The organism is Chryseobacterium sp. 27AL (assembly GCF_057815395.1).
The window spans coordinates 1-26,252 of sequence record NZ_JBYRIW010000012.1 but is presented as its reverse complement, the minus strand read 5'-3'; the positions used below and the strand labels follow the sequence as shown (position 1 = coordinate 26,252).

At 39.5% G+C, this 26,252-nt stretch carries 21 protein-coding genes; 10 read left to right on the top strand and 11 right to left on the bottom strand.

All coding sequences use genetic code 11. From position 1 onward, the window contains the following. Nucleotides 1-212: 212 nt before the first annotated feature. Complete coding sequence (locus AC3WV0_RS14615) at nucleotides 213-1,163, bottom strand: LysR substrate-binding domain-containing protein (protein ID WP_029296423.1); 951 nt, start codon at nucleotides 1,161-1,163, stop codon at nucleotides 213-215. 132 nt (nucleotides 1,164-1,295) lie between these two features. Between AC3WV0_RS14615 and AC3WV0_RS14610 the strand changes: the two genes are divergently transcribed. The 5 genes from AC3WV0_RS14610 to AC3WV0_RS14590 all read left to right on the top strand — a co-directional run bounded on the left by AC3WV0_RS14610 (nucleotide 1,296) and on the right by AC3WV0_RS14590 (nucleotide 5,562). After that, a complete protein-coding gene (locus AC3WV0_RS14610; protein ID WP_488846829.1) occupies nucleotides 1,296-2,783 on the top strand; it encodes a catalase in 1,488 nt (495 codons plus the stop codon). A gap of 107 nt (nucleotides 2,784-2,890) precedes the next feature. Further along, nucleotides 2,891-3,658 carry an enoyl-CoA hydratase/isomerase family protein gene (locus tag AC3WV0_RS14605; protein ID WP_488846828.1) on the top strand — a complete coding sequence of 256 codons (768 nt, stop codon included), beginning with the start codon at nucleotides 2,891-2,893 and terminating at the stop codon, nucleotides 3,656-3,658. Between the two features lie 48 nt (nucleotides 3,659-3,706). Beyond that, nucleotides 3,707-4,129, top strand: coding sequence for a deoxycytidylate deaminase (locus tag AC3WV0_RS14600; RefSeq protein ID WP_090000656.1), 423 nt, complete (start codon nucleotides 3,707-3,709; stop codon nucleotides 4,127-4,129). A 6-nt stretch (nucleotides 4,130-4,135) separates the two neighbouring features. Further along, nucleotides 4,136-5,047 carry a site-specific tyrosine recombinase XerD gene (gene xerD / locus AC3WV0_RS14595; RefSeq protein WP_488846826.1) on the top strand — a complete coding sequence of 304 codons (912 nt, stop codon included), beginning with the start codon at nucleotides 4,136-4,138 and terminating at the stop codon, nucleotides 5,045-5,047. Continuing rightward, entirely contained in the window at nucleotides 5,047-5,562 is a 516-nt protein-coding gene (locus AC3WV0_RS14590; protein WP_488846825.1) for an NUDIX hydrolase, read from the top strand. Before xerD ends, AC3WV0_RS14590 begins: the two co-directional genes overlap by 1 nt. Before the next feature lie 85 nt (nucleotides 5,563-5,647). On the opposite strand, the gene AC3WV0_RS14585 is transcribed toward AC3WV0_RS14590, so the two are convergent. From AC3WV0_RS14585 to AC3WV0_RS14570, 4 genes are all read right to left on the bottom strand, one after another. Further along, nucleotides 5,648-6,106, bottom strand: coding sequence for a heme-binding domain-containing protein (locus tag AC3WV0_RS14585; RefSeq protein WP_488846824.1), 459 nt, complete (start codon nucleotides 6,104-6,106; stop codon nucleotides 5,648-5,650). A gap of 2 nt (nucleotides 6,107-6,108) precedes the next feature. Next, on the bottom strand, nucleotides 6,109-7,872 hold the full coding sequence (locus tag AC3WV0_RS14580) for an Ig-like domain-containing domain (protein ID WP_488846823.1): 1,764 nt from the start codon (nucleotides 7,870-7,872) through the stop codon (nucleotides 6,109-6,111). Nucleotides 7,873-7,897: 25 nt separating this feature from the next. Continuing rightward, a complete protein-coding gene (locus tag AC3WV0_RS14575; RefSeq protein WP_488846908.1) occupies nucleotides 7,898-9,160 on the bottom strand; it encodes a serine hydrolase domain-containing protein in 1,263 nt (420 codons plus the stop codon). A 111-nt stretch (nucleotides 9,161-9,271) separates the two neighbouring features. Beyond that, nucleotides 9,272-10,222: a 2-hydroxyacid dehydrogenase gene (locus tag AC3WV0_RS14570; RefSeq protein ID WP_488846822.1), complete on the bottom strand. Its 951-nt coding sequence runs from the start codon at nucleotides 10,220-10,222 to the stop codon at nucleotides 9,272-9,274. Nucleotides 10,223-10,314: 92 nt separating this feature from the next. On the opposite strand from AC3WV0_RS14570, the gene AC3WV0_RS14565 reads away from it, so the two are divergent. Continuing rightward, the gene (locus tag AC3WV0_RS14565; protein WP_488846821.1) at nucleotides 10,315-10,671 is read left to right on the top strand and encodes a DUF1648 domain-containing protein; all 357 of its coding nucleotides are present in this window, start codon (nucleotides 10,315-10,317) and stop codon (nucleotides 10,669-10,671) included. On the opposite strand, the gene AC3WV0_RS14560 is transcribed toward AC3WV0_RS14565, so the two are convergent. The 4 genes from AC3WV0_RS14560 to AC3WV0_RS14545 form a co-directional block, all read right to left on the bottom strand. After that, nucleotides 10,664-11,188: an acyl-CoA thioesterase gene (locus AC3WV0_RS14560; RefSeq protein WP_488846820.1), complete on the bottom strand. Its 525-nt coding sequence runs from the start codon at nucleotides 11,186-11,188 to the stop codon at nucleotides 10,664-10,666. The two genes, AC3WV0_RS14565 and AC3WV0_RS14560, sit on opposite strands and share 8 nt — an antisense overlap. Next, the gene (locus AC3WV0_RS14555; RefSeq protein WP_488846819.1) at nucleotides 11,176-11,961 is read right to left on the bottom strand and encodes an HU domain-containing protein; all 786 of its coding nucleotides are present in this window, start codon (nucleotides 11,959-11,961) and stop codon (nucleotides 11,176-11,178) included. Before AC3WV0_RS14555 ends, AC3WV0_RS14560 begins: the two co-directional genes overlap by 13 nt. Nucleotides 11,962-12,284: 323 nt before the next feature. Continuing rightward, nucleotides 12,285-14,390 (bottom strand): TonB-dependent receptor, encoded by a 2,106-nt coding sequence (locus tag AC3WV0_RS14550; protein WP_488846818.1) that lies wholly within the window; start codon nucleotides 14,388-14,390, stop codon nucleotides 12,285-12,287. 297 nt (nucleotides 14,391-14,687) lie between these two features. Beyond that, nucleotides 14,688-15,485 carry a WG repeat-containing protein gene (locus tag AC3WV0_RS14545; RefSeq protein ID WP_488846817.1) on the bottom strand — a complete coding sequence of 266 codons (798 nt, stop codon included), beginning with the start codon at nucleotides 15,483-15,485 and terminating at the stop codon, nucleotides 14,688-14,690. Between the two features lie 102 nt (nucleotides 15,486-15,587). Between AC3WV0_RS14545 and AC3WV0_RS14540 the strand changes: the two genes are divergently transcribed. The 4 genes from AC3WV0_RS14540 (at nucleotide 15,588) to AC3WV0_RS14525 (ending at nucleotide 21,497) form a co-directional block, all read left to right on the top strand. Beyond that, a complete protein-coding gene (locus AC3WV0_RS14540) occupies nucleotides 15,588-17,858 on the top strand; it encodes an aconitate hydratase (protein WP_488846816.1) in 2,271 nt (756 codons plus the stop codon). 109 nt (nucleotides 17,859-17,967) lie between these two features. Further along, complete coding sequence (locus AC3WV0_RS14535) at nucleotides 17,968-18,114, top strand: DUF5694 domain-containing protein (RefSeq protein WP_488846815.1); 147 nt, start codon at nucleotides 17,968-17,970, stop codon at nucleotides 18,112-18,114. Nucleotides 18,115-18,388: 274 nt separating this feature from the next. Beyond that, nucleotides 18,389-19,204: a DUF5694 domain-containing protein gene (locus tag AC3WV0_RS14530; protein ID WP_488846814.1), complete on the top strand. Its 816-nt coding sequence runs from the start codon at nucleotides 18,389-18,391 to the stop codon at nucleotides 19,202-19,204. Nucleotides 19,205-19,262: 58 nt separating this feature from the next. Continuing rightward, nucleotides 19,263-21,497, top strand: a complete 2,235-nt coding sequence (locus AC3WV0_RS14525; RefSeq protein ID WP_488846813.1) for a TonB-dependent receptor domain-containing protein — start codon at nucleotides 19,263-19,265, stop codon at nucleotides 21,495-21,497. A gap of 1,179 nt (nucleotides 21,498-22,676) precedes the next feature. On the opposite strand, the gene AC3WV0_RS14520 is transcribed toward AC3WV0_RS14525, so the two are convergent. Continuing rightward, nucleotides 22,677-23,411 carry a DNA-binding domain-containing protein gene (locus AC3WV0_RS14520; protein ID WP_488846812.1) on the bottom strand — a complete coding sequence of 245 codons (735 nt, stop codon included), beginning with the start codon at nucleotides 23,409-23,411 and terminating at the stop codon, nucleotides 22,677-22,679. Nucleotides 23,412-23,526: 115 nt separating this feature from the next. Further along, nucleotides 23,527-25,953 (bottom strand): beta strand repeat-containing protein, encoded by a 2,427-nt coding sequence (locus AC3WV0_RS14515; RefSeq protein ID WP_488846811.1) that lies wholly within the window; start codon nucleotides 25,951-25,953, stop codon nucleotides 23,527-23,529. Nucleotides 25,954-26,252: the final 299 nt, after the last annotated feature.

Sequence of the window (26,252 nt, the reverse complement as noted above, 5' to 3'; positions counted from 1 at the left end):
AAATTCACGAAGAAAAATAAGAATAATTGTCGGAAAGGCTAAAAAGAAATACTGTTTTAGCATTTTTTTATAGAGGTTGCAATCAGGTCAAATTTTTCCTCGTTCGTAAACGTGCGCAAATTTAAGTACTATTTTTTTAATACTCAAATTTTTGCTTACTAATTATAATTTTCTTGAAATTAGCGGTTTATCAGGTCTTTAACAATAAAAAACTATTGCGGTTTTATGCTTACGAATTCTTTCGGGTTTTCGTGATAATTAAGTTTTTTCTCTAGTGAAGTTCTGATAGAATGTGACAATTCATCAATGATCTTTTGCTTAAATGTAGGCTTATAGTAAATAATACTGATTTCCCTGTATGGAAAAGGCTTCTTAAATCTAAATACATTTTCTTTCTGCTGGTCCGACAGCTGGCTCAGGGCAAGTTCCGGCAAAATGCTGATTCCACCGACTTTATCCACCATATGCACCAACGTCTGAATATTGGAAGCCAGAAAATCTAAATTTTTAGGCTTTAATGTATTTTCTTTTAGGTGGCAGATGTTTTCAAACTGGTTTCTCAGGCAGTTTCCTTCTTCCAGAAGCCATACTTTTTCTACATTCAGCTCTTCAGGAACCACGTAAGAGTTTTTCTTATTCGCTTCCGTATCTGAGCTGTAAATCATTAATTCTTCATTAAATAAAAAATCCTGATAAAATTCGTCTGCAGAATCGTAAGGAGTGGAAATAATTCCCGCATCAAGCTCACCGGCTTTCAGTGCTTTGATAATATTATCGGTTGTCATTTCCTTTACATTCATCTGGATTTTCGGATTATCTTCCAGAAATTTAAAAATCTCAGTAGGAAGGATAAAAGATGAGACGGTAGGAATGATTCCTATATTGATTGTGCCTCCTAAAATATTATTCAGAAGATTGGCTTTATTCTTCAGTTCATTGACAGATTCTATAATCACCTTGGCCTGATCGATGATCTGAAGCCCTACATCAGTCGTACGGATCGGGTGAGTGGTTCTGTCGAATACCTTCACATCCAGTTCATCCTCAAATTTTTGTATCATTGCACTTAACGTAGGCTGCGTAATGAAGCATGCTTGAGCCGCTTTTCCAAAATGTTTATACTTATCTACAGCGATAAGGTACTCCAATTGCTGAATATTCATGTGATTAATATTATCTATGACAAAGATAAAACGTTTTTGCTATTTGTAATTAAAAATTAAAGTAAATTTGATATTTAATACGACACTATAAACTGATCCAAGATCAATATCAGCAAAACAAATCATAAGTATATGGATTCTAAAAAATTAACGTTAAGTAACGGAGCTCCTTATTATGAACATCAGGATTCTCAGACAGTAGGACCAAGAGGTCCGGTATTATTGCAGGATTTCGTTTTACAGGAAAATCTTGCCCATTTTGTAAGAGAAAGAATCCCTGAAAGAATCGTTCATGCCAAAGGAACCGGAGCTTACGGAACATTTACAGTAACACACGACATCAGCCAATATACAAAAGCAAAATTGTTTTCAAAAGTTGGCAATTCATGCAGGATGTTTGCCCGTTTTTCTACCGTTGGAGGTGAAAAAGGAAGTGCTGATACCGCGAGAGATCCAAGGGGTTTTGCTTTGAAATTTTATACCGAAGACGGAAACTGGGATCTGGTAGGAAACAACACACCGGTTTTCTTTATTAAAGATGCCAAAAAATTCCCGGACTTCATTCATACTCAAAAAAGAGTTCCGAAAACCAACCTGAAAAGTGCTACGATGATGTGGGATTTCTGGAGCCTTAATCCTGAATCGCTGCATCAGGTTCTGATTTTAATGTCAGACAGAGGAACACCTTACGGATACCGCCACATGCATGGTTTCGGATCTCATACTTTCTCGATGATTAATGACAAAAATGAAAGAGTGTGGGTAAAATTCCATATGAAAACAAAGCAGGGTATCAAGAACTTTACCGATGCTGAAGCCGTAAAAATGGCAGGTGAAAATCCTGATTTTGCTCAGGAGGATATGTGTAATGCTATTGAAGAAGGCAATTTCCCGAAATGGACCATGTACATTCAGGTGATGACTGAAGAGCAGGCCAGAGATTTCAGATGGAATCCTTTTGACATTACAAAAGTTTGGTTCCAGGGAGATTTTCCTTTAATTGAAGTGGGAGAAATAGAGCTGAATGAAGTTCCTGTAAATTATTTTGCACACGTAGAGCAATCCACTTTCTCTCCAAGCAATCTGATCAACGGAATCAGTTTTTCTCCGGATAAAATGCTTCAGGGAAGATTATTCTCCTATCCTGATGCTCACCGATACAGAGTCGGTGTTAATGCACATCATCTGGAAGTAAACAGATGCCCTTTTGCTGTAAACAATTATCAGCGGGATGGCTTTATGGCAGACTCCAGCCACTATCAGGATAAGCCTAATTATCATCCGAACAGTTTTGACGAAATCAAACCTGATCCTTCTTATAAAAATTATGAATATGAGCTGGACAGCGCCCACGTTGCCAATTACAGCAGAAATGAAAATGATGATGATCATTACACACAGCCCGGATTGCTATATTCCAAAGCGATGAGTCCGGAAGACAGACAAAATCTGGTGAGTAATATTGTGGGAAGTATGAAAGGAATTACAGGTCCTAAGAAAGATGAAATCATCAACCGTCAGTTATGTCACTTCTTCAGAGCCAATATTGAACTGGGTATGAAAGTGGCAACCCAACTTAATGTTGTGATTGATGCCAATATGATGAATCATTCCAAATAACTATCTTGAACAGCAATTTCAATCAAAAGGAAAAAAAGTCAACATTTTTTCCTTTTTTTTATAAAAAATTTATAATTTGCAAAGAATAATATTTTATAAGTTGAAAAATGGGTTACGAAAATATATTATTGAGCAAGGAAAATAAAATAGCTGTTATTACTATTAACCGTCCTGAAAGTCTGAATGCATTAAATGCAAAAACGATCAGTGAGCTTAGTTCTGCTCTGGAAGAATTAAACGCTGATACAGCATGCAGAGTAGTCATTCTTACGGGAAGCGGTGAAAAGTCTTTCGTGGCCGGAGCTGATATTAAAGAATTCAGTGATTTCGGGCAGGACAGAGCAGAAGAACTTTCCAGAAACGGACATAATTCATTATTCAACAAAATAGAAAATATGACCAAGCCTGTGATTGCAGCCGTAAACGGATTTGCACTGGGCGGCGGTCTTGAGCTTGCTATGGCATGCCACATCAGATATGCATCGGAAAACGCAAAGCTTGGGCTTCCCGAAGTAACCTTAGGATTAATTCCGGGATATGGAGGAACCCAAAGACTTCCGAAGCTTGTAGGAAAAGGTATTGCCAATGAAATGATCTTCTCTGCCAAAATGATTCCGGCTCAAAGAGCAAAGGAAATCGGATTGGTAAATGAAGTATACCCAATTGAAGAACTACTAACCAAAACACGAGAATTGGCCACTACTATTGCCAGCAATTCCCCAATGGCAATATCCAAAGCGATTCATGCTGTAAATTTATCAGACACCGAGAAAGGTTTTGAAACCGAAATCAGATATTTCGGAGAGCTTTTTGACATGGACGATAAAAAAGAAGGAGTCTCGGCGTTTCTTGAAAAAAGAAAACCGAACTTCTAAAAAACTGCTTCCTTAATACAAATTATTTCGAAAAAACAATGCTGCTGTATGAATAAGTTTGATAAAGCTTATCTAAAAATGGCTCAGGAATGGGCAAAACTATCCTACTGTAAACGAAAGCAGGTAGGAGCTCTTATCGTAAAAGATAGGATGATTATTTCAGATGGTTATAATGGTACCCCTTCAGGGTTTGAAAACTGCTGTGAAGACAGCGAAGGCAAAACACACTGGTATGTACTTCATGCGGAAGCCAATGCAATCTTAAAGCTGGCAGCTTCCACACAGTCTGCAAAAGGAGCCACGTTGTATTTAACGCTCTCTCCATGTAAAGAATGCAGTAAGCTTATTTTACAAGCAGGCATTACAAGACTTGTATATATCAATGAGTATTCAGATGACGACGGAATATCATTTTTAAGAAACCACAATATTGAAATAGTCCAGATTTCGGATTGTGAACTAAAAAAATAACACAACATGACTTGGGATGAAAAAATTAAGGATTTTGAAATCTTTCTTCGCTTCGAAAGAAACTTTTCAGAAAACACTCTCGATGCCTATATTCGGGACATCAAAAAACTAAAAGAATACGCAGAAGAAGATCTGGAAAATGTAGGACCTGATACCATTCGTTATGAAAATCTCCAGGAATACATCTTCAATCTCTCCAAACAAAAATTCAGCGAACGCTCACAGGCAAGATGGATCTCTTCTATCAAAGCATTCTTCAAATATCTTGTGGAAGATGAATTCCGAGCAGATAATCCTGCGACATTACTTGAAGGGCCAAAGCTAGGCCTTTACCTGCCGGATACATTAAGCCTTCCGGACATCAACAAAATTATCAGTGCTATCGAGCTGAATTCTGATCTTGGAAAAAGAAACCAGTGCATTATCGAGGTACTCTATGGCTGCGGACTCCGTGTTTCGGAACTGATCGAGCTGAAAATCTCCAATATCAATTTCAGGGAGCATTATATTAAAATCCTTGGTAAAGGGAACAAAACGCGCTTCGTTCCGTTAGCAGATTATACAGCTAAATTACTTCAAAGCTATATTTCTGAAATTCGCTCAAAAATTAAAGTAACGAAAAGACATGAAGACACCCTCTTCCTTAACAGCAGAGGAACATCGATGTCAAGGGTAATTGTATTTTTAATCATAAAAGAACTGACGGATAAAGCGGGGGTCAGCAAGAAAATTTCACCCCACACCTTCAGACATTCTTTTGCAACGCATTTATTACAGAACGGTGCAGATCTTCGTTATATCCAGGAAATGCTGGGTCATTCCAGTATTGCCTCAACGGAAATTTATACCCATCTGAAAACAGAAGAACTTCGGGATGTTATTTTAACGTATCACCCGAGAAATATTAATACGGTCTAATGAAAATATTGAAATATTGCCCAAGCTGTGGCAAAGAATCTTTACAATGGGATGGAGAAAAGAAATGGAGCTGTCCCAACTGCAATTTCACCCTATATAATAATGTAGCCGGAGCCGTAGCTGTGGTTATACGTTTTGAAAATGAAATTTACCTTACCCGAAGAAACAGAGAGCCTAAAAAAGGTAAGCTTGACCTTGCAGGAGGATTTGTAGATCCACGGGAAAGTGCAGAAGAAACCTGTCGGCGGGAACTTTATGAAGAGCTACAGCTTGATATCGATATTTCAAATTTAAAATATCTGAGAAGTCTTCCGAATGTCTATCAGTATAAAGAAATAGATTATAACACGATTGATCTTTTTTATGAATACAGCGTTCCCGAAAAATTTAAGGTGAATCTCGAAACGTCTGAAATATCGGAAGCAATCTGGGTTCCTTTACAACAATTAGATCTTGAAGATATTGCTTTTGATTCGCAGAAGATATTCTTTAAAGAGTATCTGAAGAATATTTAAAATTTCATTTCATTAAATCAATTCTCCCGTCGATTAAATCAATATTTTACTTTATTCGGCGGGGTTTTGTTAGTATTTGAATTAATCAATATTGTTTTGAGGTTAGCATTTCGTCAAAATACTTTATCAATAAAGCTCTTTCCGCATCAGATAAATTGGCTTTGTCATGATAAACGATATAACCGGGCATCGGCATCGTTTTATTTTGGATGGTCTGGATCGATTTCTCCAGCATGCTTTTTTTAAGATCCTCATTATAAGTTTCCCAAACTGAAAAATTGAGACGTTCTCTCCCTTCATTCACATGGCTTTTAACGGACCAGGAAACAGGCGCTACGTAGGCATATTTCGGATATACCGTCTCATTGGAATGGCAGTCATAACAGGCACCTTTAATAAGTTCTGCAATCTTCTGCGGTGTTTTTTTTACGTCAACAAAATTTGCTTTATGGTCGACAGGCTCGTTCACTTTATCAGTTGTAACAAACTGAATAAGCACGAATCCTATCAAGCACCAGAAAAGTATTTTTTTAAATGTTTTCATGATTATCTGGTGGGTGTCAGCACAGCATTATCCGTTGGTAAATCTGGTCGGGTCGCATTATTTGGTGATATTGCAGATTGCGTCGACGAGTCATCCGTTTTAGGAGTACTTATTTTTGAAGTATCCAGCACTCTCGTATCTTTCAGATCCCAGTTTTCATTGCTATCCCACAGAGGTCTTACGACCGCCGTCTTGTAATAAATGTAAGAATCTTCTGCAAATACATCGTTCTGAAAATCTGCTTCATCCCAATATTTATTCTCATTATTATCGACCAGTATCCGTACAATATATTCACCAGGCTTAAGAATATCAAACTTAACCTCGCTGCCTTTTGTATATTTTTGATAAAGAACCTTGTCAGAAGGATCCATCAGCTGAATCCAGTAACTTGAAGAGGGAGCATTTTCAAGTTTAAAGGCTAAACTTCCGTAGTTTTCAACTTTATCGACTTCAAAATCAAAACGTTTTGACTGGTAATTTTTAGCATAAAAAGAAGATATTGTTTCTTTCGGAACGGTAAGCTGATATTTTTTACCTGAAACAAATTCTGCATTCACGATAATCTGATAAGGATTCGTTTCAGAGATTTTTGCTGTAAAAGGTAATGTATTCAGGCTATCTCCTTCCGCCCTGAAAATCCACTTATCGGTATTAATCTTATCGATGTAATAGTTTGAGCTGAGTTTAAAATCCTGTTTCGGAGCCAGCACTCCTCCACCGTTATCACTGTTTACATCCATTGTATTCTTGGCATTGTAGCGGTAAAAAAGAGAAGCATTGTAAAGCGTATCTTTTTTCGTTCCGACACCAGCATTATACCCGAATTTCAAATTCTCCACAGCATTCTGCCCGATATTGCTTTTAACAGCATCAAACCAGATTCTTACCGTATCCGATTTTGGAGCATGCGTTACCTGATAATCGGTGAGTTTTTCATTTTGAGATTTTACCCTCACACTGTCGGGTCTGCCTTCGAAAGCCATCGAAACCCCTCCCGGCGCTTCCTTCATTTCAAGATATCTAACCGGTTTTTTAGACGGATAAACTTTTAAATTCAATCCTGAAATCGATTTTTCTACCACTACAGGATCTTTCTGAAAGCCAACTTTTTCTTTTCCCTGATCAAACATTGAGTTTCCGTTCTCATCTTCAAAAGCAATAATTCTGTATTTTCCGGGAGCAAGATAATTCAGCTCAAAGTATCCGTCATCATCTACTTTTGTGATATAATACGGTTTTTGCTTGTAATCTATGGTATCCTTTACCGGATAAAGACCTACAACAAATTTATTTTCTGACGCTTTTTTAATGGATAATGCATCTCTTACATCCCCACTGATATAAAGATCATCAAGCTTGTCACCCGTAGAAAATGCAAAATTGAAATACCTTAAAATATTATTCTCATTATTATCTGCAATAGCGTTTCCGAAATTGAAATTATAGGTTGTATTCGCCTGCAACGTATCTTTCCACTGAATAAGAACAAATTTATTCGCGATATTCGAAGGAATAATTCTGGTAATATTTTTAATTGGTGGAGAAATGCTGAGGTTTTTATAAATATCTTTCAGCGTAACGTACTCATCGAAATCAATGCGCAGCTCCCTAATATCTCTTGGAACATTGATCCGTGTCGTATCTATATTTGAACCTAAAAATTTGGGAGCCAGGGAATCTTTCGGCCCTCCTACAGGTGATCCTACTCTTGCACAGGATTGCAAAAGAAAGCCAATGACCAATAATAAAAGAAGTCTTTTCATGAACATGTTTACGCAAAAATAAACATTATTCTCCATAAACTTCACCATGACCTTTTAATGTATCTTTATCATCGCTCATGACGCTGTGAAGTTTATCTTTCTGAGGCGGAAAATCTTCGAACAATCCGGAAAGGGCAAGTGCCGTATAGACCTTACCGGAATACCTGTTTCCGATGGCAATGATCGTAACTTTTGATTTCAGCAGGTGCGCAAAAACCGAGTTTGTCCCGTGCCACCAGCCATTGTGATAGGTAAGCTTTTCACCATTGTCAAAAATTTTCATTCTAAAGCCAAGTCCGTAGTTATTCGTCCCGAACTTTTCGTTGCTGTACGGTGTAAAAACCTGCTCCATCAGTTCCGGTTTTAGGAAATCTTTCGAAAACATGGCTTTGGAAAAATTATAAAGATCTCTTGGCGTTGTATACACATTTTTGTCTCCATAAATTAAATCAAGCCTGTCTAAAGGATAAAGCCTGTTTCCACCATAATAGAACGATTGTGATGCGGTGGGAATATCTTTTTCCTGAAAAATAAAGGTATTTTTCATCTTCAAAGGGTCGAAAACCATTTCTTTCATAGCCTGTGGAAAAGGTGTTTTCGTTACTTTTTCAATCAGCAGTGCCAGCATGGCAAAATTTGTATTGCAGTACATAAATCCGGTATCTGTTTCTCTTGCCAGTTCAGGTTTGTATTTAATAATCATATTTAAAATATCCTGATTGGTAATGAAAGCTTTCGAAAGCTCAGCAGGAGCTGGCTGTATTTTTGTGATAAAGTATTCGTATTTCGGAAGACCACTTCTTTGATCGAGCAATGTCTTAACGGTTACATTAGGATAGGGAAATCCCGGAAAAAACTGCGTCAGGTGATCTGAAAGTTTTATTTTACCCGCTTCTACAAGCTTAAGCATAGCCATTGCCGTAAGTGTTTTCGACACGGAAGCCACATGCAGAGGGGTATTTCTGTCTATAGGATTCTGATTGCCCTCTCTTGCAAAACCTCTGTAATTTTCATAAAGAATATCATCTCCTTTTGCCACCAGAATTCCGCCACTAAGATTTCCTCTTTCCCAGACTCTTTTGTAGTATTGATCGATATATCTTGTAAGTGATGCTTTATCAGGAATCTGACTGTCTGCTGCAGTAAAAACTTTACTTAAATCTACATTTCCATAATTGGGAAGATTGGTCGTACTTTCAACGACAGCTTCTTGATTTTCAGATTTGTTTTTACAGGAAAAAATAGCCAGGCAGGCCGTGATAATAAGTACAAAATTACGCATCCTCATGAATTTCAAAAATGAATGGCAATTTAATAAAACTCAAAATAATTACTGAATATTGGCTATAAATTATGAATTATTTAACATAAAATAAAACTCAAAGATCGACTTCTGAAATTAATGAATTGACTGAAAATGATCTGAAAATTGCGCCCGGATTTTGTCAACAATCACCTGCGCAAGCTTTTCCTTGCTTTGAATAGTCCAGCCTGCGATGTGCGGTGTAACAATTACTTTTTCAGATTCCAGAAGAAACTGCAGATCTTCATTTTCGGTTTCCAGCTTTTCAAAGGATGACTTTTCGTATTCCAGAACATCAAGACAGGCTCCTTTTACTTTTCCGGCTTTTATCGCCTCAACCAGACTTTTTGTTTCCACATTTTTCCCTCTGGCGGTATTTACGAAATAGAAATCATTCTTCATATCTGAAATGAAAGGACCGTCGATCAGATAATACGATTCGTCAGTCAATGGAATATGAAGGCTCAGGACTTCTGATTTTTCTTTAAGTTCTTCCAGTGAAACCTGTGTCGCATATTCATCAGAAAGCCCCGGAAGAATATCATGAAAAATCACTTTACATCCGAAACCGGAAAGTCTCTTTGCCGTGGCTTTCCCCATATTTCCATAGCCGATAAGACCTACTGTTTTGCCCAGCAACTCATCGCCCCTGTTTTCTTCACGAAGCCAGATGCCATTTTTTACTTCCTGAGAAGCAATAAAAAGACGGTTCATAAGGATCAGCAGCATTCCGACAACATGTTCCGCCACGGAATCACGGTTTCCTTCCGGAGAGTTGATCAGTTGAATGCCCAGCTTTTCCGCCACAGGAATATCGATATTTTCCATGCCCGCTCCTACTCTTGCAATGAATTTCAGATTTTTTGCTTTTTCCAAAAAGTTTTTGTCTAAAGGAATTCTGCTTCTGATGATAACCCCATCATAATCTCCAATTTTCTTACAAACCTCATCGTAGGAAGAGGTGAAATCTTCTTCAAGAATAAATTTTTTGGCTAAAAGCTGTTCCGTAATCAGAGGATGATTTTTATCAAGAAGTAATATTTTCATGGAAGACATTATTCGTTATATTTGTGATGCAAAGGTAAGTCACAAGGATTTAGAAACCGCTTTTGCAGGATAGATTTTTTCAATTCCCTTTCATGAAGCTACATAAAATTATCTTCGGAATCTCCATACTGCTACTTTTAATATCTGTCATTGTGTTAAGTGTAAAATTTCCGTCTGTGCCGGAGACTATACCCATTCATTATTCGGGGAATGGCCCGGATGCTTTTGGAAGCAAGAACTTTTTATGGCTTGAAGCAGGAGTTAATTTCATAATTCTTTGTCTCTTTGCCCTACCGATATTCTTTCCAGAGAAAATGTTTAGTAAAAATAACAGTTATTTGGAGACCTCTTCGGAATCCGCAATAAAAAACCGACAAGTATTCCTGTCGGTTCTATCGGTAATTGTAACATTAATTTTTTGTGGCCTTTCACTGAAAGAAATTATTTAGAATCTTCCTGGAAAAGCTTTTTAAGCTCAATCGATTCAGACGGCTTCATTCTTCCGGAAAGAATAAGCGAAAGTTCTTTTCTCCTTAAAGCTGCCGCATACCTTTCTTTTTCGAGATCAGTTTCCGGCTCCATTTCCGGAATCGGGATAGGACGGTTAAACTCATCTACCGCTACAAAAGTGTAAATTCCTTTATTGGTCTGAATTTTTTTGCGGTTGATAGGATCATCCAACCATACATCCACATAAATTTCCATGGAAGTAGAGAATGCTCTGGAAACTTTAGATTCCATTACAACGATTCCGCCTTCAGGAATCGGATGATCGAATGAAACATGGTTCACCGAAGCAGTTACTACTCTTCGCTCACAATGTCTCGTCGCTGAGATAGATGCACATCGGTCCATCCTTGCCAATAGCTCGCCTCCGAATAAATTCCTCAATTGATTGGTATCATTGGGAAGGACGATATTGGTCATTACCGTCAGGGATTCTGACGCCTTTTTTATTTTTGCCATTTCTTTTTAGTGTTGTATAAAGGGGCCTTTGTTTTTACCGCAGGGCCTGATGCGGGCTGAATATTCTGTTTTACTACAGAATCTTTTCTTAGGGAATCTTTTTTTAAAGAATCCGCTGGTATCGGTGGAATCACTTTCTGTGCTTTCAGCGTATCGTTAGGGATCCTATGCGTTGTGGTCTGTACCGAAACCGTGGCGGGATCAAATGATTTTTTCCCAAACAGAAGTTTCTGCTGTGTAAACGCTACATACAAAATTCCCGCAACAGGAATAATGATAAGGAAAATCCAGAGAATAGACTTATTAAACTTGTAATCTTTTTCAGGCTTCCCGGCAGTGGCAGTTTTAGATTCTTTGTTGCTGATATCTGAAAGTTTAATTTCCTCCAACCCATAGAAATCCGGATGATCTGATTGCAACCGGTTTCCTTTAAAATGAGTTTCACCATCTTCAATAAATATCGTGCCCAACCCTTGAATTTCCAGCATCTGTTCGGCCTGCAGTTTTTTCTTCCAGAAATCGGTCTGAATCTGCAGATCTGTTCCCGATGCTTCAAGAGTCATGTGTTTATGACTGGCAATAAAAGCAGCCAGATCGTCAGATTTCACCCTGTAATCGGGAGTATAAACAATTTTACTTGCAGGAGGAAGAATGCTCCCATTTTCGGAATTGATAATTGCCTTGGACTTTTCCAACAAAAATATCCCAAAATCCGGAACGGTAACGGTCCCGAACTGTTTCAAATATTCTAAAATGTAAGCTGAAATATTCATTTGGTGGCAAATTTATGACTTTTTCATGACTTTTTGTGAGATTTTATTTCAGTGTGGCGATGAGTACCGATGTCACCTGGAAGTCCGGTTTAAACTTTTGAATTGTTATCGCGACACTACCCCTAGCCCCGATAGAAACGGCATCCTTTTGGGTTGCGGCCGGAGTATAAATTGAAAATTTACGAACGCAGTTCAGGAGGCCGTAACCCAAAAGATATAGTGGATAGCGGGATAAAGCTTCTTAAAAACAAAAAGGCCGCCGAAGCAGCCTTAAAAATCTAACTTTACTTTTTACTATAATTATTTCAATATAGCCTGATGAATTACTGAATTTTCCAGCTGATCCCAAACATAAAGTTGGTTCCCGCCTGGGAAAAATAGTAAGGAGAGCCATCGTACACAGCGCCGTTGTTGACATATTTTTTATTGAAAATATTGTTTACCAAGAGCTTGAGGGCGATGTCATTATTATGAATTTTGAATTGGTATTGAGCATTAAAATCGGTAAGAAAATAATCTTTCAGCTGGAGATTTTGGTCTTCAGAATTGTCGAGATACTGCTTTCCGACATATTGGTTGGTAAGGGCAAACTGAAAGTTTTTATCAGGATTAAACCTGATCCCGAGATTGGCAATCACGTCTGGTGAGAAGGAAATCTGAGTATTCCCGAGATCCTGCACACCATTTTCATTTTCCACTTTAAAGTCTAAATTTCGGTTGTTGCTGAAACTCACATTCCCGGTAAGCTCCCATTGCTTGGAAATTTTGGCAAGGGCACCCAACTCGATTCCGCTGCGGAAACTTTTTCCTGAGTTGGTTCTGATGAATGCGCCTACATTATTCAGCTCACCATTCAGGACAAGCTGATTAACATAATACATATAATATAAGTTTGCGGTAAAAGATACAGGCCCAAACTGCCTTTCCAGACCGGCTTCAAAATCGTGCAGTTTTTCTGCTTTTACATCATTGTTTGCCAAAAGGTCGTCACGGTTCGGCTCCCGGTGAGCATGGGCGTAGGAAACAAAGATTTTTCCATTGCCAATTTTATAATTGATTCCCAGTTTCGGGTTGAAAAATAACCAGTTTTTATCTAAATTGGCGCCTTCATCATCTCCTGAGGTAATGATTTTCGTATTGTAATCAACATTTCTCAGCTGAAGATCTCCGAAGAATTCAAAATCATGTACCCTTACCAATGCTTTTGCAAAACCTGCTACTTCGTTCTTAACCGAGCGGTTTCTGTAATATTCATGTTCATCAATTTGCGGAAGGAAAACTCCGGTCACATTTCCGAAATGCCTTCCGTAGTACTGATTTGCCACCGCACCAAAATTTAAATCAACAATTCCCAGTTTTCCATAAAGGGTTGAGACTACTCCATAGAAGTCGTTATTCAGCCATTTTTTTCTGATAAAATCTGAATATTCTTCCCCATTAAAATCCGGCAAATTATATCTGGCAAATGGATCACCCTGTTTATAATTTTCGTAATATCCTTTTCCTTTTGTATAGTGAAAGGTAGTTTCAAGATTCCATTTGTCATTAAACTTCTGCTGCCAAAGCAACTGATAATGATTCTGTCGGTAGTTGTCCATTTCATTATCATAAAATCCTACAATATTTTCCCAATTGGCATCGTATATCGCCCCGGAGTAATTGAATTTCGGATCAGTTTCCCAGGTTTTTCGGTCGATTCCGTTCCAGGCCTGGTAGGTTTTCTCTTTACCACCGAAAGCCATCAGACGGATTCTGGTATTTCCTTCTTCGTACAAAGCGGTAAAGTTGTAAGAATGTAACTTTGAAAATGCCCTGTCGATATATCCATCGGAATTGATATGCGTATATCTTCCCATTACAGAGAGACGGTTGCCCCAGAATTTCCCGGAACCTATTTCTGCTGAGTATTTATAGGTATTAAACGATCCATAACTATCATCTGTTTTTACATAAAACTTGTCTTCCGGATCTTTTGAAAGCACATTAATACTTGCTCCGAAAGCCGCAGCTCCATTATTTGATGTTCCCACACCCCGCTGAATGACAATTTGCGATGCAGAGCTTGTAAGATCAGGAACATTCACAAAGAAAGTACCCTGACTTTCAGAATCATTGTACGGCACTCCATTCATCATCACATTGATGCCACTTCCCGAGACCCCACGGATCCTGAAACCGGTATAGCCAACGCCATTTCCTGCATCGGAAGTTGAAATAACGGATGTTTGATTTTTAAGGAGAATCGGCAGATCCTGCCCAAGATTTTTACTGTCAAGATCTCTCTGAACATTAATGATCTCTTTGGCAACAGGAAGTCTTTTCGTAAAGTTAACGGCTTCAATTTCCTTTATTTGTAAGGAATCGGTATTCTGTGCCTGGATAAAGGCCACTGAGCCTATGGTAAGGCTTAAAAAAAATAATCCTTTCATTCTATAAATTTTAACATTTAATGAATAAAAGGGGCGGATTAAATTAATGTAAAAATGTATCAGTTTACCAGTCCAACAATAAGAATTGGTACATTGTTATACTGTTCTATTGTTACATTTTTTTAAATTCCCTAAACGGCATTACCCGTTCCAGGTTCATTGGGTATAATCTCAGCTTGTTAAAGCACCCCTTTATATCTGCCGCAAAAGTACAAAAATATTGGCAGAGAAGATCAGCCGTTAAGAATGAATTTTGAATTATTTTTTAATGTAACCCTATTTTTTCAGTACCTCTTTCTAATAAGTTCTGTTGTTTGAGTCGATATAATAATAATTTTTGCCGTCTTTGGAAACATCAAACATTTTTCCGAGCTTCCAGCTGAAGTTGCGCTTGATGTCGTCATACTCAAAAGGGATGACAATTCTATTGTGAACATCAATAACTCCAAACATATTGTTTTTTGAGGCAATGATCATAGGATTGGCCACATCATCGCCTTCAAGAATAAAGAGATAATCATATTGAGGATAAATCTGAAACTGTCTGTAATCCGCCGGATTCTTAAAAGTAGCTTTTTCAATAATTCCGTAGAACCCATTTAAAACATAAGCCTGATAAAGCTGTTGTGTATATTCTTTGTGCACACATTTACCGAGATCTTCCTGCCTGAAACGATATACTCTTTTTCCCTTTTTATCTACTCTGTATGAGATTTCGTCTTTCTCTACCGTTGCATAATCCGCCGTTCCGAATTTCCTCAGTTTTTCATACGGAGCATTCAGCAGGTTGCAGTCTTCATAAAAGAAAACCGCAATATGATACTCTGGTTTTATAACAAATCTTCCTTTCTGATCGACATACCCGAAATTACCATCTTTCTTTTTTGGAATTAAAAGAGGAAGATCCTCATTAACGACAGGTAAAACAGTATTTTCCCTGACAACCATTACTTTCTTTTTTACAGGTGCTTTTTTCGGAGTTGATTTTTGACAAAAAACAGTAACTGAAACCAACAGACATAGAACCTGAATTATATTTTTTATACCCATATTGCCTGCAAAAATACGTTGAAAAATAGAAATTATAAAATTCATATTTATAAAGAATCTAAATAATATAACCTTTATAAAATATTAAAAATTCGTACTTTTGGGAACATTTATAATTGTTTGATAATTTTAAAACGTTTTTGAGATATGACATTTGATATCGATATGATCAAAAAAGTGTACGAGCGTTACCCTGAAAGGATTGCAGCCGCAAGACAGATCGTGGGAAAACCTCTTACATTATCAGAAAAAATATTATACACTCACCTTTGGGAAGGCAATGCTACACAGGCTTATGAAAGAGGAAATTCTTATGTAGACTTCGCACCGGACAGAGTAGCAATGCAGGATGCAACTGCACAGATGGCACTTTTGCAGTTTATGCAGGCTGGAAAAGCTAAAGTAGCCGTTCCTTCAACTGCTCACGCAGATCACCTGATCCAGGCAAAGGTAGGTGCTGATAAAGATTTACAAGAAGGTATCAATAAAAACTCGGAGGTTTTCAACTTCCTGAGTTCTGTTTGTGATAAATACGGAATCGGTTTCTGGAAGCCGGGAGCCGGAATCATCCACCAGGTAGTACTGGAAAACTATGCATTCCCGGGCGGTATGATGATCGGAACTGACTCTCACACGGTAAACGCAGGAGGTTTAGGAATGGTCGCTATCGGTGTAGGGGGTGCTGATGCAGTAGACGTAATGGCAGGTATGGCATGGGAACTTAAAATGCCTAAGCTTATCGGGGTAAAACTTACCGGTAAAATGTCAGGATGGACTTCTGCGAAAGACGTTATCCTTAAAGTAGCAGGTATCCTTACCGTAAAAGGAGGTACCGGATGCATCGTAGAATATTTCGGAGAAGGAGCAGAGTCTCTTTCCGCAACCGGAAAAGGAACGATCTGTAACATGGGTGCTGAGATCGGTGCTACGACTTCTACTTTCGGATATGATGATTCCATGAGAAGATATCTTGCTTCTACCGGAAGACAGGATGTCGTAGATGCTGCTGACCAGATTGCAGAACACTTAACAGGCGATGCTGAAGTATACGCAAACCCTGAACAATATTTTGATCAATTAATAGAAATCAACCTTTCTGAACTTACCCCTCACTTAAACGGACCTTTCACTCCGGATTTGGCAACACCTGTTTCTGAATTCCGAGCAAAAGCAGAAGCTAACGGATGGCCACTTGAAGTTGAATGGGCATTGATCGGATCTTGTACCAACTCTTCTTACGAAGATTTATCAAGAGCTGCTTCTATCGTGGAAGATGCCGTTGCCAAAGGCGTAAAACCTAAAGCAATCTTAGGGATCAACCCTGGTTCTGAGCAGGTAAAATATACTGCTGAGAGAGACGGATTCTTAGACTCTTTCAGAAAATTTGAGAATGCAAGAATCTTTACCAATGCTTGCGGACCATGTATCGGTCAGTGGGACAGAGAAGGTGCTGAAAAAGGAGAGAAAAACTCTATTATTCACTCTTTCAACAGAAACTTTGCGAAAAGAGCAGACGGTAACCCAAATACCCATGCATTCGTAGCTTCTCCTGAAATGGTTGCTGCTGTAGCAATCTCCGGAAGATTAGACTTCAACCCAATCACAGATACTTTAACAAACGAATCAGGTGAGCAGATCAAATTAGACGAGCCAAAAGGTTCTGAATTGCCATCAAAAGGTTTCGCTGTAGAAGACAACGGATATCAGGCTCCATCTGAAGACGGATCTCACGTTGTGGTAAATGTAAGCCCTACTTCAGACAGACTTCAGTTATTAGAAGAATTCCCGGCTTGGGACGGTAAAAATATCGAAGGTGCTAAAGTTTTGATCAAAGCATTCGGAAAATGTACAACCGACCACATTTCTATGGCTGGGCCATGGTTGAAATACAGAGGTCACTTAGATAATATTTCCAACAACATGTTGATCGGAGCGGTAAACGCTTACAACATGGAAACCAACAAAGTGAAAAACCAGCTTACCGGTGAATATGGTGAAGTACCTGCTGTACAAAGAGCTTACAAAGCTGCAGGAGTTCCTTCAATTGTTGTAGGAGACCAGAATTATGGGGAAGGTTCTTCAAGAGAGCATGCTGCGATGGAACCAAGACATCTTGGTGTAAAAGCAGTATTGGTAAAATCATTTGCGAGAATCCACGAAACGAACCTTAAAAAACAAGGGATGCTTGGGTTAACTTTCGCTAATGAAGCCGACTATGATAAAGTGTTGGAAGATGATACCGTTAATTTCCTAGATCTTGAGCAATTTGCTCCTGGAAAACAACTTACTTTGGAATTCGTACACGCAGACGGAAGCAAAGACATCATTATGGCAAACCATACATATAACGATCAGCAGATCGAATGGTTTAAGGCAGGTTCTGCACTAAACCTTATCAAGCAACAAGAAAAAAATTAATTGTTAGATTTTAATTAATGATAGAAAAAGCAACTCCGGATCGGGGGTTGCTTTTTTACTTGAGGCGGCTCAAAAAACTCATCTTATAATTCTCACCGATCGGGATCTCGTGGTCAGGGCCAATATTCAGAATATTCCGCATAATCCGGAAGATAGATTGCTGGTGATTGTCGGCAATGGCCACGCCTCCGTTTTGAGACAGCTATTCACTTCTTCCCCTGACTTCAATTATGTAGAATTCAATTCTTTGAAATAAATCAATATTCTTTTGAGAATAAAATCGTTTAAACTTATTTCAGAATTAACCGCAATAGAGACAAAAGATGAGTTCAATTTTATCTAAAGTTGATGACTATAAATGAAAAAGATCACAATAGTTTAAAAAAATCTTTGATTTATTCTATTAAGAACTTTGAATATTCTAATCAATGCTTTAAGATTATCTTTTGTGACTTTTTGTGGTTAGGTAAAAAGTTTAAACAAACTTAATGCTTATGTCACAAACCTTCCCTTTTCTATAACCATTTACTATGAAAACCATACATATAACTTTGCTTACCCTTGCTTTCGCCGTTTCCGTGCAGGCACAGCAGTTTCAGTTTAAAGACAAATTTGATGACGCCGTTCCTGTCTTAAATATAGCCACCTTCCATATGGGAACAACATCTGATGCCAATACAACTGCATTTGATGAGCACAGCGCGGAAAATAAACGGAGAATCCATGAAATTGCGAAAGAGATCGCCGCCTTCAGGCCGACCATTATCGTTGTGGAAGAATTGCCCGAAAACAATGAAAAGCTTCGTAAAGCTTATTTGGAATATCTGGACAACCCTGAAAAGAAGTATGAAAATCCTGGCGAAATAGAATTGCTGGCCTTTGAAATCGGAAGACTTTCCCATACATCTAAAATCTTCGGTATAGATTACAAAGAATCGTATAACTATAGCCTGTATTATAATCTTAAAAACAAACTGGAAGACGAAACCTATCAGAAATATGGTGAACTCGTGGAAGAAAGCGAAAAAAAGTATCCTGAAAATCAAATGACTTTCCGGGAGTTATTTAAATTCAATAATCATCCTCAGGTATTAGATATGCTGATCAACATCAATGCTGATATGCTCACTTATGTCTCGACAAAAGATAAAAACGAGGGAGCCGACGAAGCCGCTAAAATGTATCACAGAAATCTGGTGATGTTTTCCAACTTCAATAAGATCAGTATTAATAAAAATGACCGAATCGTACTGCTTATGGGAGGCACCCATACCGCTTTTTTCATGGATTTCCTAAAACGAAGCCCTAAATATAAACCAGAATCCGTTTTAAAATATATAAAATAAAGCGAACCCCTGTAACAAAAAACATTTTCATGCGTCTAACCTGATACGACAAGACATTATGAAAAAAACAATTATTGCTTTATCGTTTCTGGGTACAGTCTTTATGTATGCTCAGGAAAAGATCAATAACCAGGTTAAAGAAAAAGAAATTGAAGGGGTTACCATCACCAAAACTAAAAAAGCCGTTGAGCAGAAAGCCGACCGTACGATCTTCGACTTTTCGGAGCAGCCACAACTTAATAACGGTAATGTTTTAGAAGGGATTAAGAAACTGCCGGGGCTGGTATCTACTGATATCGCCGGAATGATGTACCAGGGAAAGGTGCTGGATGTATACCTCAACGGAAGACCTTTAAATATCACTTCTAATGAGCTTAACTCGTTCCTTGAAGGAATGCCGGCCAATTCCGTAGACAGAATTGAGGTGATTACCCAGCCGGGAGCTGAATTTCCCGCTACTTCAGGGGGCGCCATCATGAACATCATCACCAATAAGAACGCCAATAAATATTTAACGGCTACGTATTCCGGAAACTACTCATTCACGAACTATGATAAATTCCGAAGCAGAACGAGTAATTCATTAAATTTAAATGCGAGAAATAAAATCTTCGGATGGCAGCTGAATGTCGGTCAGAACTACCGTGAAAGTACGCTGAGTGGCAAACAGGATGATCTCTTGACCAGCAATACCGACCGATTCGGAAGAGGCTACTTCGCCAAATCGGGGATCACTTTTGACCTCGGACAAGATCGCCTGCTTTTAAACTATGACATCTACCACAACAACAATGACAATTATACCTTAAGCGACGGTATCGGCGAGGAAAAACAACAGATCCCCGGATCCGACCCTGCGGCGTATACGTACCGGAATTTCCGTTTTGACGCTTCCGATGCGGCCCATACCCTTACCACAAGACAGGAAGCCGTGGCAACCTACCAAAAGCGCTTTACCGACAAATCCCAGAAGCTGGATTTCCAGTTTGGCTATACCCGTTCCAACAGCAAGTTTGCCCAGGATAATATTTTCAGAGATAAAACCTATGAAGATATAAACACTCCAGAACCACGGATCTCTTTAGGAAATGTTTTAGATAATAAATCCGACATGAGAATTGCCAATTTCAAAGTGGATTATTCACAGCCACTCAACCTTCTTGACGGGGGAAAAGTAAGCTTGGGCGGGTTGTACGAACATCAGAAGTTTGATACTGAAAGTAAAGGCATTACCAATCTCGATTACACAAGGCAAACGACATCCACCTATCTTGAATTCCAGGCAAAGCTGAAGAAATTTGATTTCATCCTGGGAACCCGTGCTGAGAATTATGACATTTCGGGGATTACCAGATATTACGATAAAAATAATACACTTACGGAAGCCGATCTTATTCCTTTCAATAAGTTTAAATTATTCCCGAATGCCAGTGTTCAGTACAACCTCATGAACCAGGTTTATGTGGCAGCCAATTATAACAAAAAGATCAGCTTACCAAGTATTTCTGCCCTAAACCCGAATAACGTGACCTTCCAGGGACCTAATACCCAGGTTAACGGTAACCCGAATCTTCAGCCGACGATCTTCGATAATTATGAACTGAAGATTTCAGCTTTTGATTATGCATTTATCGGCTACAGCGTGAGTTCAGCAAAAAACCAAGTGGCACAGATCATCAGGAAAGACGGCAGGAATTTATTTAATGAGCAGATTAATATTTCAGACATGAGAATTCATAATTTCAATGTCGGGTTGCCTGTTCCGTTTATGATTTTTAGTAAGCCACTAAGCGAGATCATGAAGTTTAATTTTAATCCTGATAAAATTAATTTCATGTACTTATACGCCGGGTACCAGAAACATGATATTGACAATTTGAACAACAAAGGCTTCTGGATCTTCAACATCATGACGCAGATCATTTTACCAAAAGATATTAAGCTGACCGCCAATTACAGTTACCTAACCCCAAAAGCAGGATATTTCTACTTCACCGCAGAAAAACCGTTCAACAACTCTTTTGATCTCACAGTAACAAAGAAATTCATGGATAATCGCTTAACGGTTTCCATCTTTGCAAATGATATCTTCAACGGACAGGTGATGCAGGTACGGTCAAATCCTCCTACGGGTGAATCGGTGTACATCAAAAGTAAATACGACACCAGAAACTTCGGTCTTTCCGTCAATTACAAGATTCCGACGAAAAACAAGCTGGCGAAGGAAGATGCCAACATCCTGAACCAGACGAAGAAAGAAGAAAGTGGCGGCGTGATGCAGCAGGGACAATAATCGATATACTAACGGCTCCGATTTGGGAGCCGTTATTTTTGGCTTCGACTCCGCTCAGCAGCCAGTTGTAACGCGACCCTTCGAGAACCTCAGGGTCCGCCAGTTGACTACTTTCTGTCGTTCTGTAGAAATATCCATAAACCTAAGACGCTGAAACGCTCATACTCTAAAACTCCCGAAAACTACCCACACACTTTGTCATTGACTACGTCGAATCTGTGATTTCCGTAGGAATCTCGGCATCGTTAACATTATCCTGAAAAGATTCAGGCTTAGATCCCTACGGGATAACAGGGGAGCGTGGTGGCCTCCGTTCAATGGTGGCTGAGGCGACTCGAAGCCACCTGTCCCTCCAGTCTAACGCGACCCTTCGAGAACCTCAGGGTCCGCCAGTCGACTGCTTTTTGTCGTTCTGTAGAAATATCCATAAACCTAAGACGCTGAAACGCTCATACTCTAAAACTCCCGAAAACTACCCACAAACTTTGTCATTGACTACGTCGAATCTGTGATTTCCGTAGGAATCTCGGCATCGTTAACATTATCCTGGAAAGATCCGGGCTTAGATCCCTACGGGATGACAGGGGAGCGTGGTGGCCTCCGTTCAATGGTGGCTGAGGCGACTCGAAGCCACCAGTCCCTCCAGTCTAACGCGACCCTTCGAGAACCTCAGGGGTCCGCCAGTTGACTGCTTTCTGTCGTTCTGTAGAAATATCCATAAACCTAAGACGCTGAAACGCTCATACTCTAAAACTCCCGAAAACTACCCACACACTTTGTCATTGACTACGTCGAATCTGTGATTTCCGTAGGAATCTCGGCATCGTTAACATTATCCTGGAAAGATTCAGGCTTAGATCCCTACGGGATGACAAGGGAGCGTGGTGGCCTCCGTTCAATGGTGGCTGAGGCGACTCGAAGCCACACCTCACAAAAAAAGCTCCGGAAGGGAAAGATTTCCCAACCGGAGCCACACACTGATGAAAAATACCAATCCCTCATGATGGAATGCTTTTGCGCTGATATATATCTTAACTGTATAATATAATTGCAGTATTAGGATATGTTTGTTATCACAAACCGGTTGCATGCTCCCTTGCAATCATCTTGCAAGCCTCCTTGCAATACCCTTACAAGCGCCCTTGCAAACCTCTTGCATGCACCGATGCAATCCGATTGTTATTCTACGGCCAATTCTCTGTCAAAGATTGCGATGCGAGGTTCCTTTAGAATAATACTGCCTGCATATTGTGTTACGATCTCTATTCTATAAGCTCCCGCCGGTAATGCGGGAATGATTACCATAACCTCCGAAGGATTGTTAGTAACAATATCACTTTGCTCTACTTTCGTTCTTCCCTGTGTTGCGGTGTCTACGAAAAAGATCCCTACCAAAGAGTCGTCACCTGCGACTTTGATCTTACTTCCGACAATCTTCAGGTTTCTTCCCGGCGTAAGAAGATCATTTACCGAACCACTTTTCACATCCGTTACCTGTAGGATAACGGCAGAAGCTTCTGCTACGCCCAGAATATTGACTTCAATGTTGGGAATTTCTGCCCTCAGTTTTTCTCCCTGGTTGAACTGGAAAATAATGCTGTGCTTGTCTTTGTTAAACGTCTCCGAAGGACTATCAAATACACCTCTAATGGTAGTACTTGCGGTAAAGTACCCGGTATTAACCGAAAAGCCATCGCAAAGCTGATACGCCATCTCTTTTAGGAATAGCTCGGTAGCATGTTCCATTGAGGAAGCAGAGATATCTGCACCGCCTCTTGTCACTGCTGCCTGGCAGATTTGCCGGACATTAAGGCTTCGCTCACTTACCGTGCGGGCCGTGTAATCATTAGGATTGTCTTTGGTTAAAACGTTATCATAGAGATACGCTTTGATTTTGTGTAGGATGTTTGCCATCGTTGTTTGTTTTAAATGGTTGTTAAATTGTTATTATTTATACCCTAGTAGGATTTTCAACCCTGTTAGGACTAGTCATTAATTTTGTTGTTGCCAAATTGCTGGTGTGAGCATCTTAATTAATATAACTGGCATTAAAGCTCATGGACATAACATCGCATCGCATATTTTGTCCGCTTGTTGCACCATTATTATAAGTTCTCATCATCCTTACATCGACTGTATGACTACCTGCTGTAAGAAACTTCACACTGCTTAAACTGTACTGCGTCTGAGCTCCTGCTATGCCTGGCTCCTGTGTTGTTTGGAAGACGTTAGTTGCAACACCGTCTATAAAAAGTTTTGCCGTGTAATATGAACTTCCGGCTCCAGTTGGAAAAGTACCGTAATCGACACCCAGCATAAAATTTAGAAATACAGCCTTACCTCCTGTAGGAATTGTAATTGTTTGACTAGATCCTGAAACAGTAGTCCACGCTAAATCATTTACATTAAAACCACCACTTGTTGCAAATGCCTCAGATGTTGTTACACTTGCTGCGGTAGGATTTGGAACTGTTATCACATTTCCACTTGCATCTACTCCCAAGGCTTGTCCTGTACCTACTGTGGTAGAAGAATTTAAATTGCTAAACTTTAGTCCCGAAGTATTTGCTGTTCCGGAATTGATTTCGAATCTTGCTGATGGAGCATTCGTTCCAATCCCCACATTCCCGGAAGATTTTATTACCATTCTGGAATCATAATCTGTTGCGTTTCTTGTAAAGAAGGAGAGCCCTGCATAGTTGTTGGTAAAGTCCCTGTCGATCCCCTGTATAGAAGCACCGGATGGATCTGTTGGATCTCCCCCCGGAACAAAATCAATAGAAGCAAAAAGGCTATTGTTTGTATGTATATTATTAAGGACAATATTTTTTGCTGTCCCTTGACCACATCCTGCCCCACAATTAACACTGGAAAAAGCAGCTACCGGAGCAGCAGAGCCTGCCGGAGATTGCACCTGAAGTAATGTTTTCGGGGCTGTTGTCCCTATTCCTACCCTCCCGTTTTCATCGATCAGCATACGATCGGTTCCGCTGGCATTAAACGTTATATTTGAAAGGTTTGTAGTACCATCACCTTTATATCTGGTTATAATACTCGAAGTAGTAGTTGCATTTCCTCCTATTCTACCTGAAGACATGATATTTGCCAACTCATCGCCATTTTGTAAATTGGCTGGTGCAGCAGCAGTACCACGTGCTGTCCTGAATATCAGTCCTGGAGATGGAGAACCTGTTGAGTTATATGAGCTGAGAGAGATGTCATCTTGTCCTCCTGTTCCTTTATTATCAGCAACAAGATCTAATAAAGAGCCGGGTGTCGCAGTGCCAATACCTATCTTTCCGTCATCTTTCAGTACCACATCGGTTCCTGCAGTTCTTGCTGTACCATCAGCTTTTGATCCAAGTTTTATCATCGAATTGGTGGTGTCATTAACCCAGCCATCATTAGTAGTATCTCCTGAGGAGGTTGCCAAGATCCTCTGCCAAGCACTGCCATCAAAAAAGTAGTAACCTGCTGCGGTAACGTTAGCCGTCTGGCCTGCAGGAGTTGCAGGAGCCGCCGTTACATAAACAATCGCTCCTGTCTGTGATGAGGTATAAGTGAAACCCTGGAGCTGAGTCCCGGTCAGTCTGGGTGCGATAAGCCCTTCGGCAACGCTGCCATTGCTCCCGGCTTTAATGTCTAAAGTTGCCTGAGGAGTATTGGTTCCTATTCCCACTTTGTTGGTAGGGCCGTCAATAGATAGCGCTGAATTGCCCGTAGCAATATTGCCCCCTAATCTGAAACTATTGTCAACACCTATCGTCATACGTCTGACACTATTAACTCTATCTGTAATATTGAATGACGATTGTCCTGGTATCCCGTTTTGTCCTCCTGCATTTTCACTTCCTAATGCCCAATCTGAAGATGAGTTTGTCAGTCTGAGATGATCGCCACTTGTTCCCGAAATATGCATTATGGCTTGGGGAGAAGTTGTGCCGATTCCTACCCTGTTATTCGCAGCATCTACAGAAAGTGTAGTTCCATCTACAGAAAACCCATTCGTGGCTGTAGAAGTAAAAGCCAACGTATTGGCACCCTGTGTCACGATGGTATTACCTGATAAAGAACCACTTCCTTTGTAGATTCCTCCTACTCCTGTAGAAAGATCTGCATTGGCTACTTTTCCGGTTATAATTTTCTGCCATACCCCACCATCAAAAAAATAATAGCCTTCAGCGGTAATATTAGCTGTTGCCCCGGTAGGATTGGTATCAGCTGAAGAGGCATAAACAATAAGTCCTTTCTGTGCTGCTCCATAGACGGCGTTGGCTGTTGCCGTATGGATATTATCACCGGATAATTTTGGGATAATCAATCCTTCGGGTTTGCTGCCGTCGGTTGCTTTGGCGGTAATGTCAAGGGTTGCTTTGGGAGAGGTATTATTAATCCCCACCTGTGCGAATGTGGTGATGCTGAAAAAGATCACAGCGGTTGTAAATATATTTTTCATTGTTCTGTATTTAGGTTGTTATATTTTTTAAATTGTTTTTTTAAACACAAATCACCTGGGTTTCTAGGATTAGCGTGACATTGTGAACACGAAGCACACTAAGATTTTCTTATTACGATCTGTTTTTTAGTTTCACAAAGGCGTTCTGCTTAAAAGAGCGCACTAAGCCGGCTCTTTAACACGAAGTACACTAAGACTCTTACACGTTGTGCATTTAGATTCACTCCGTCACTTCGAGTAGATTTTGAAAAAATCGTATCGAGAAGTTTATAAGTTTGATTATCAATTTCATTCTCGAT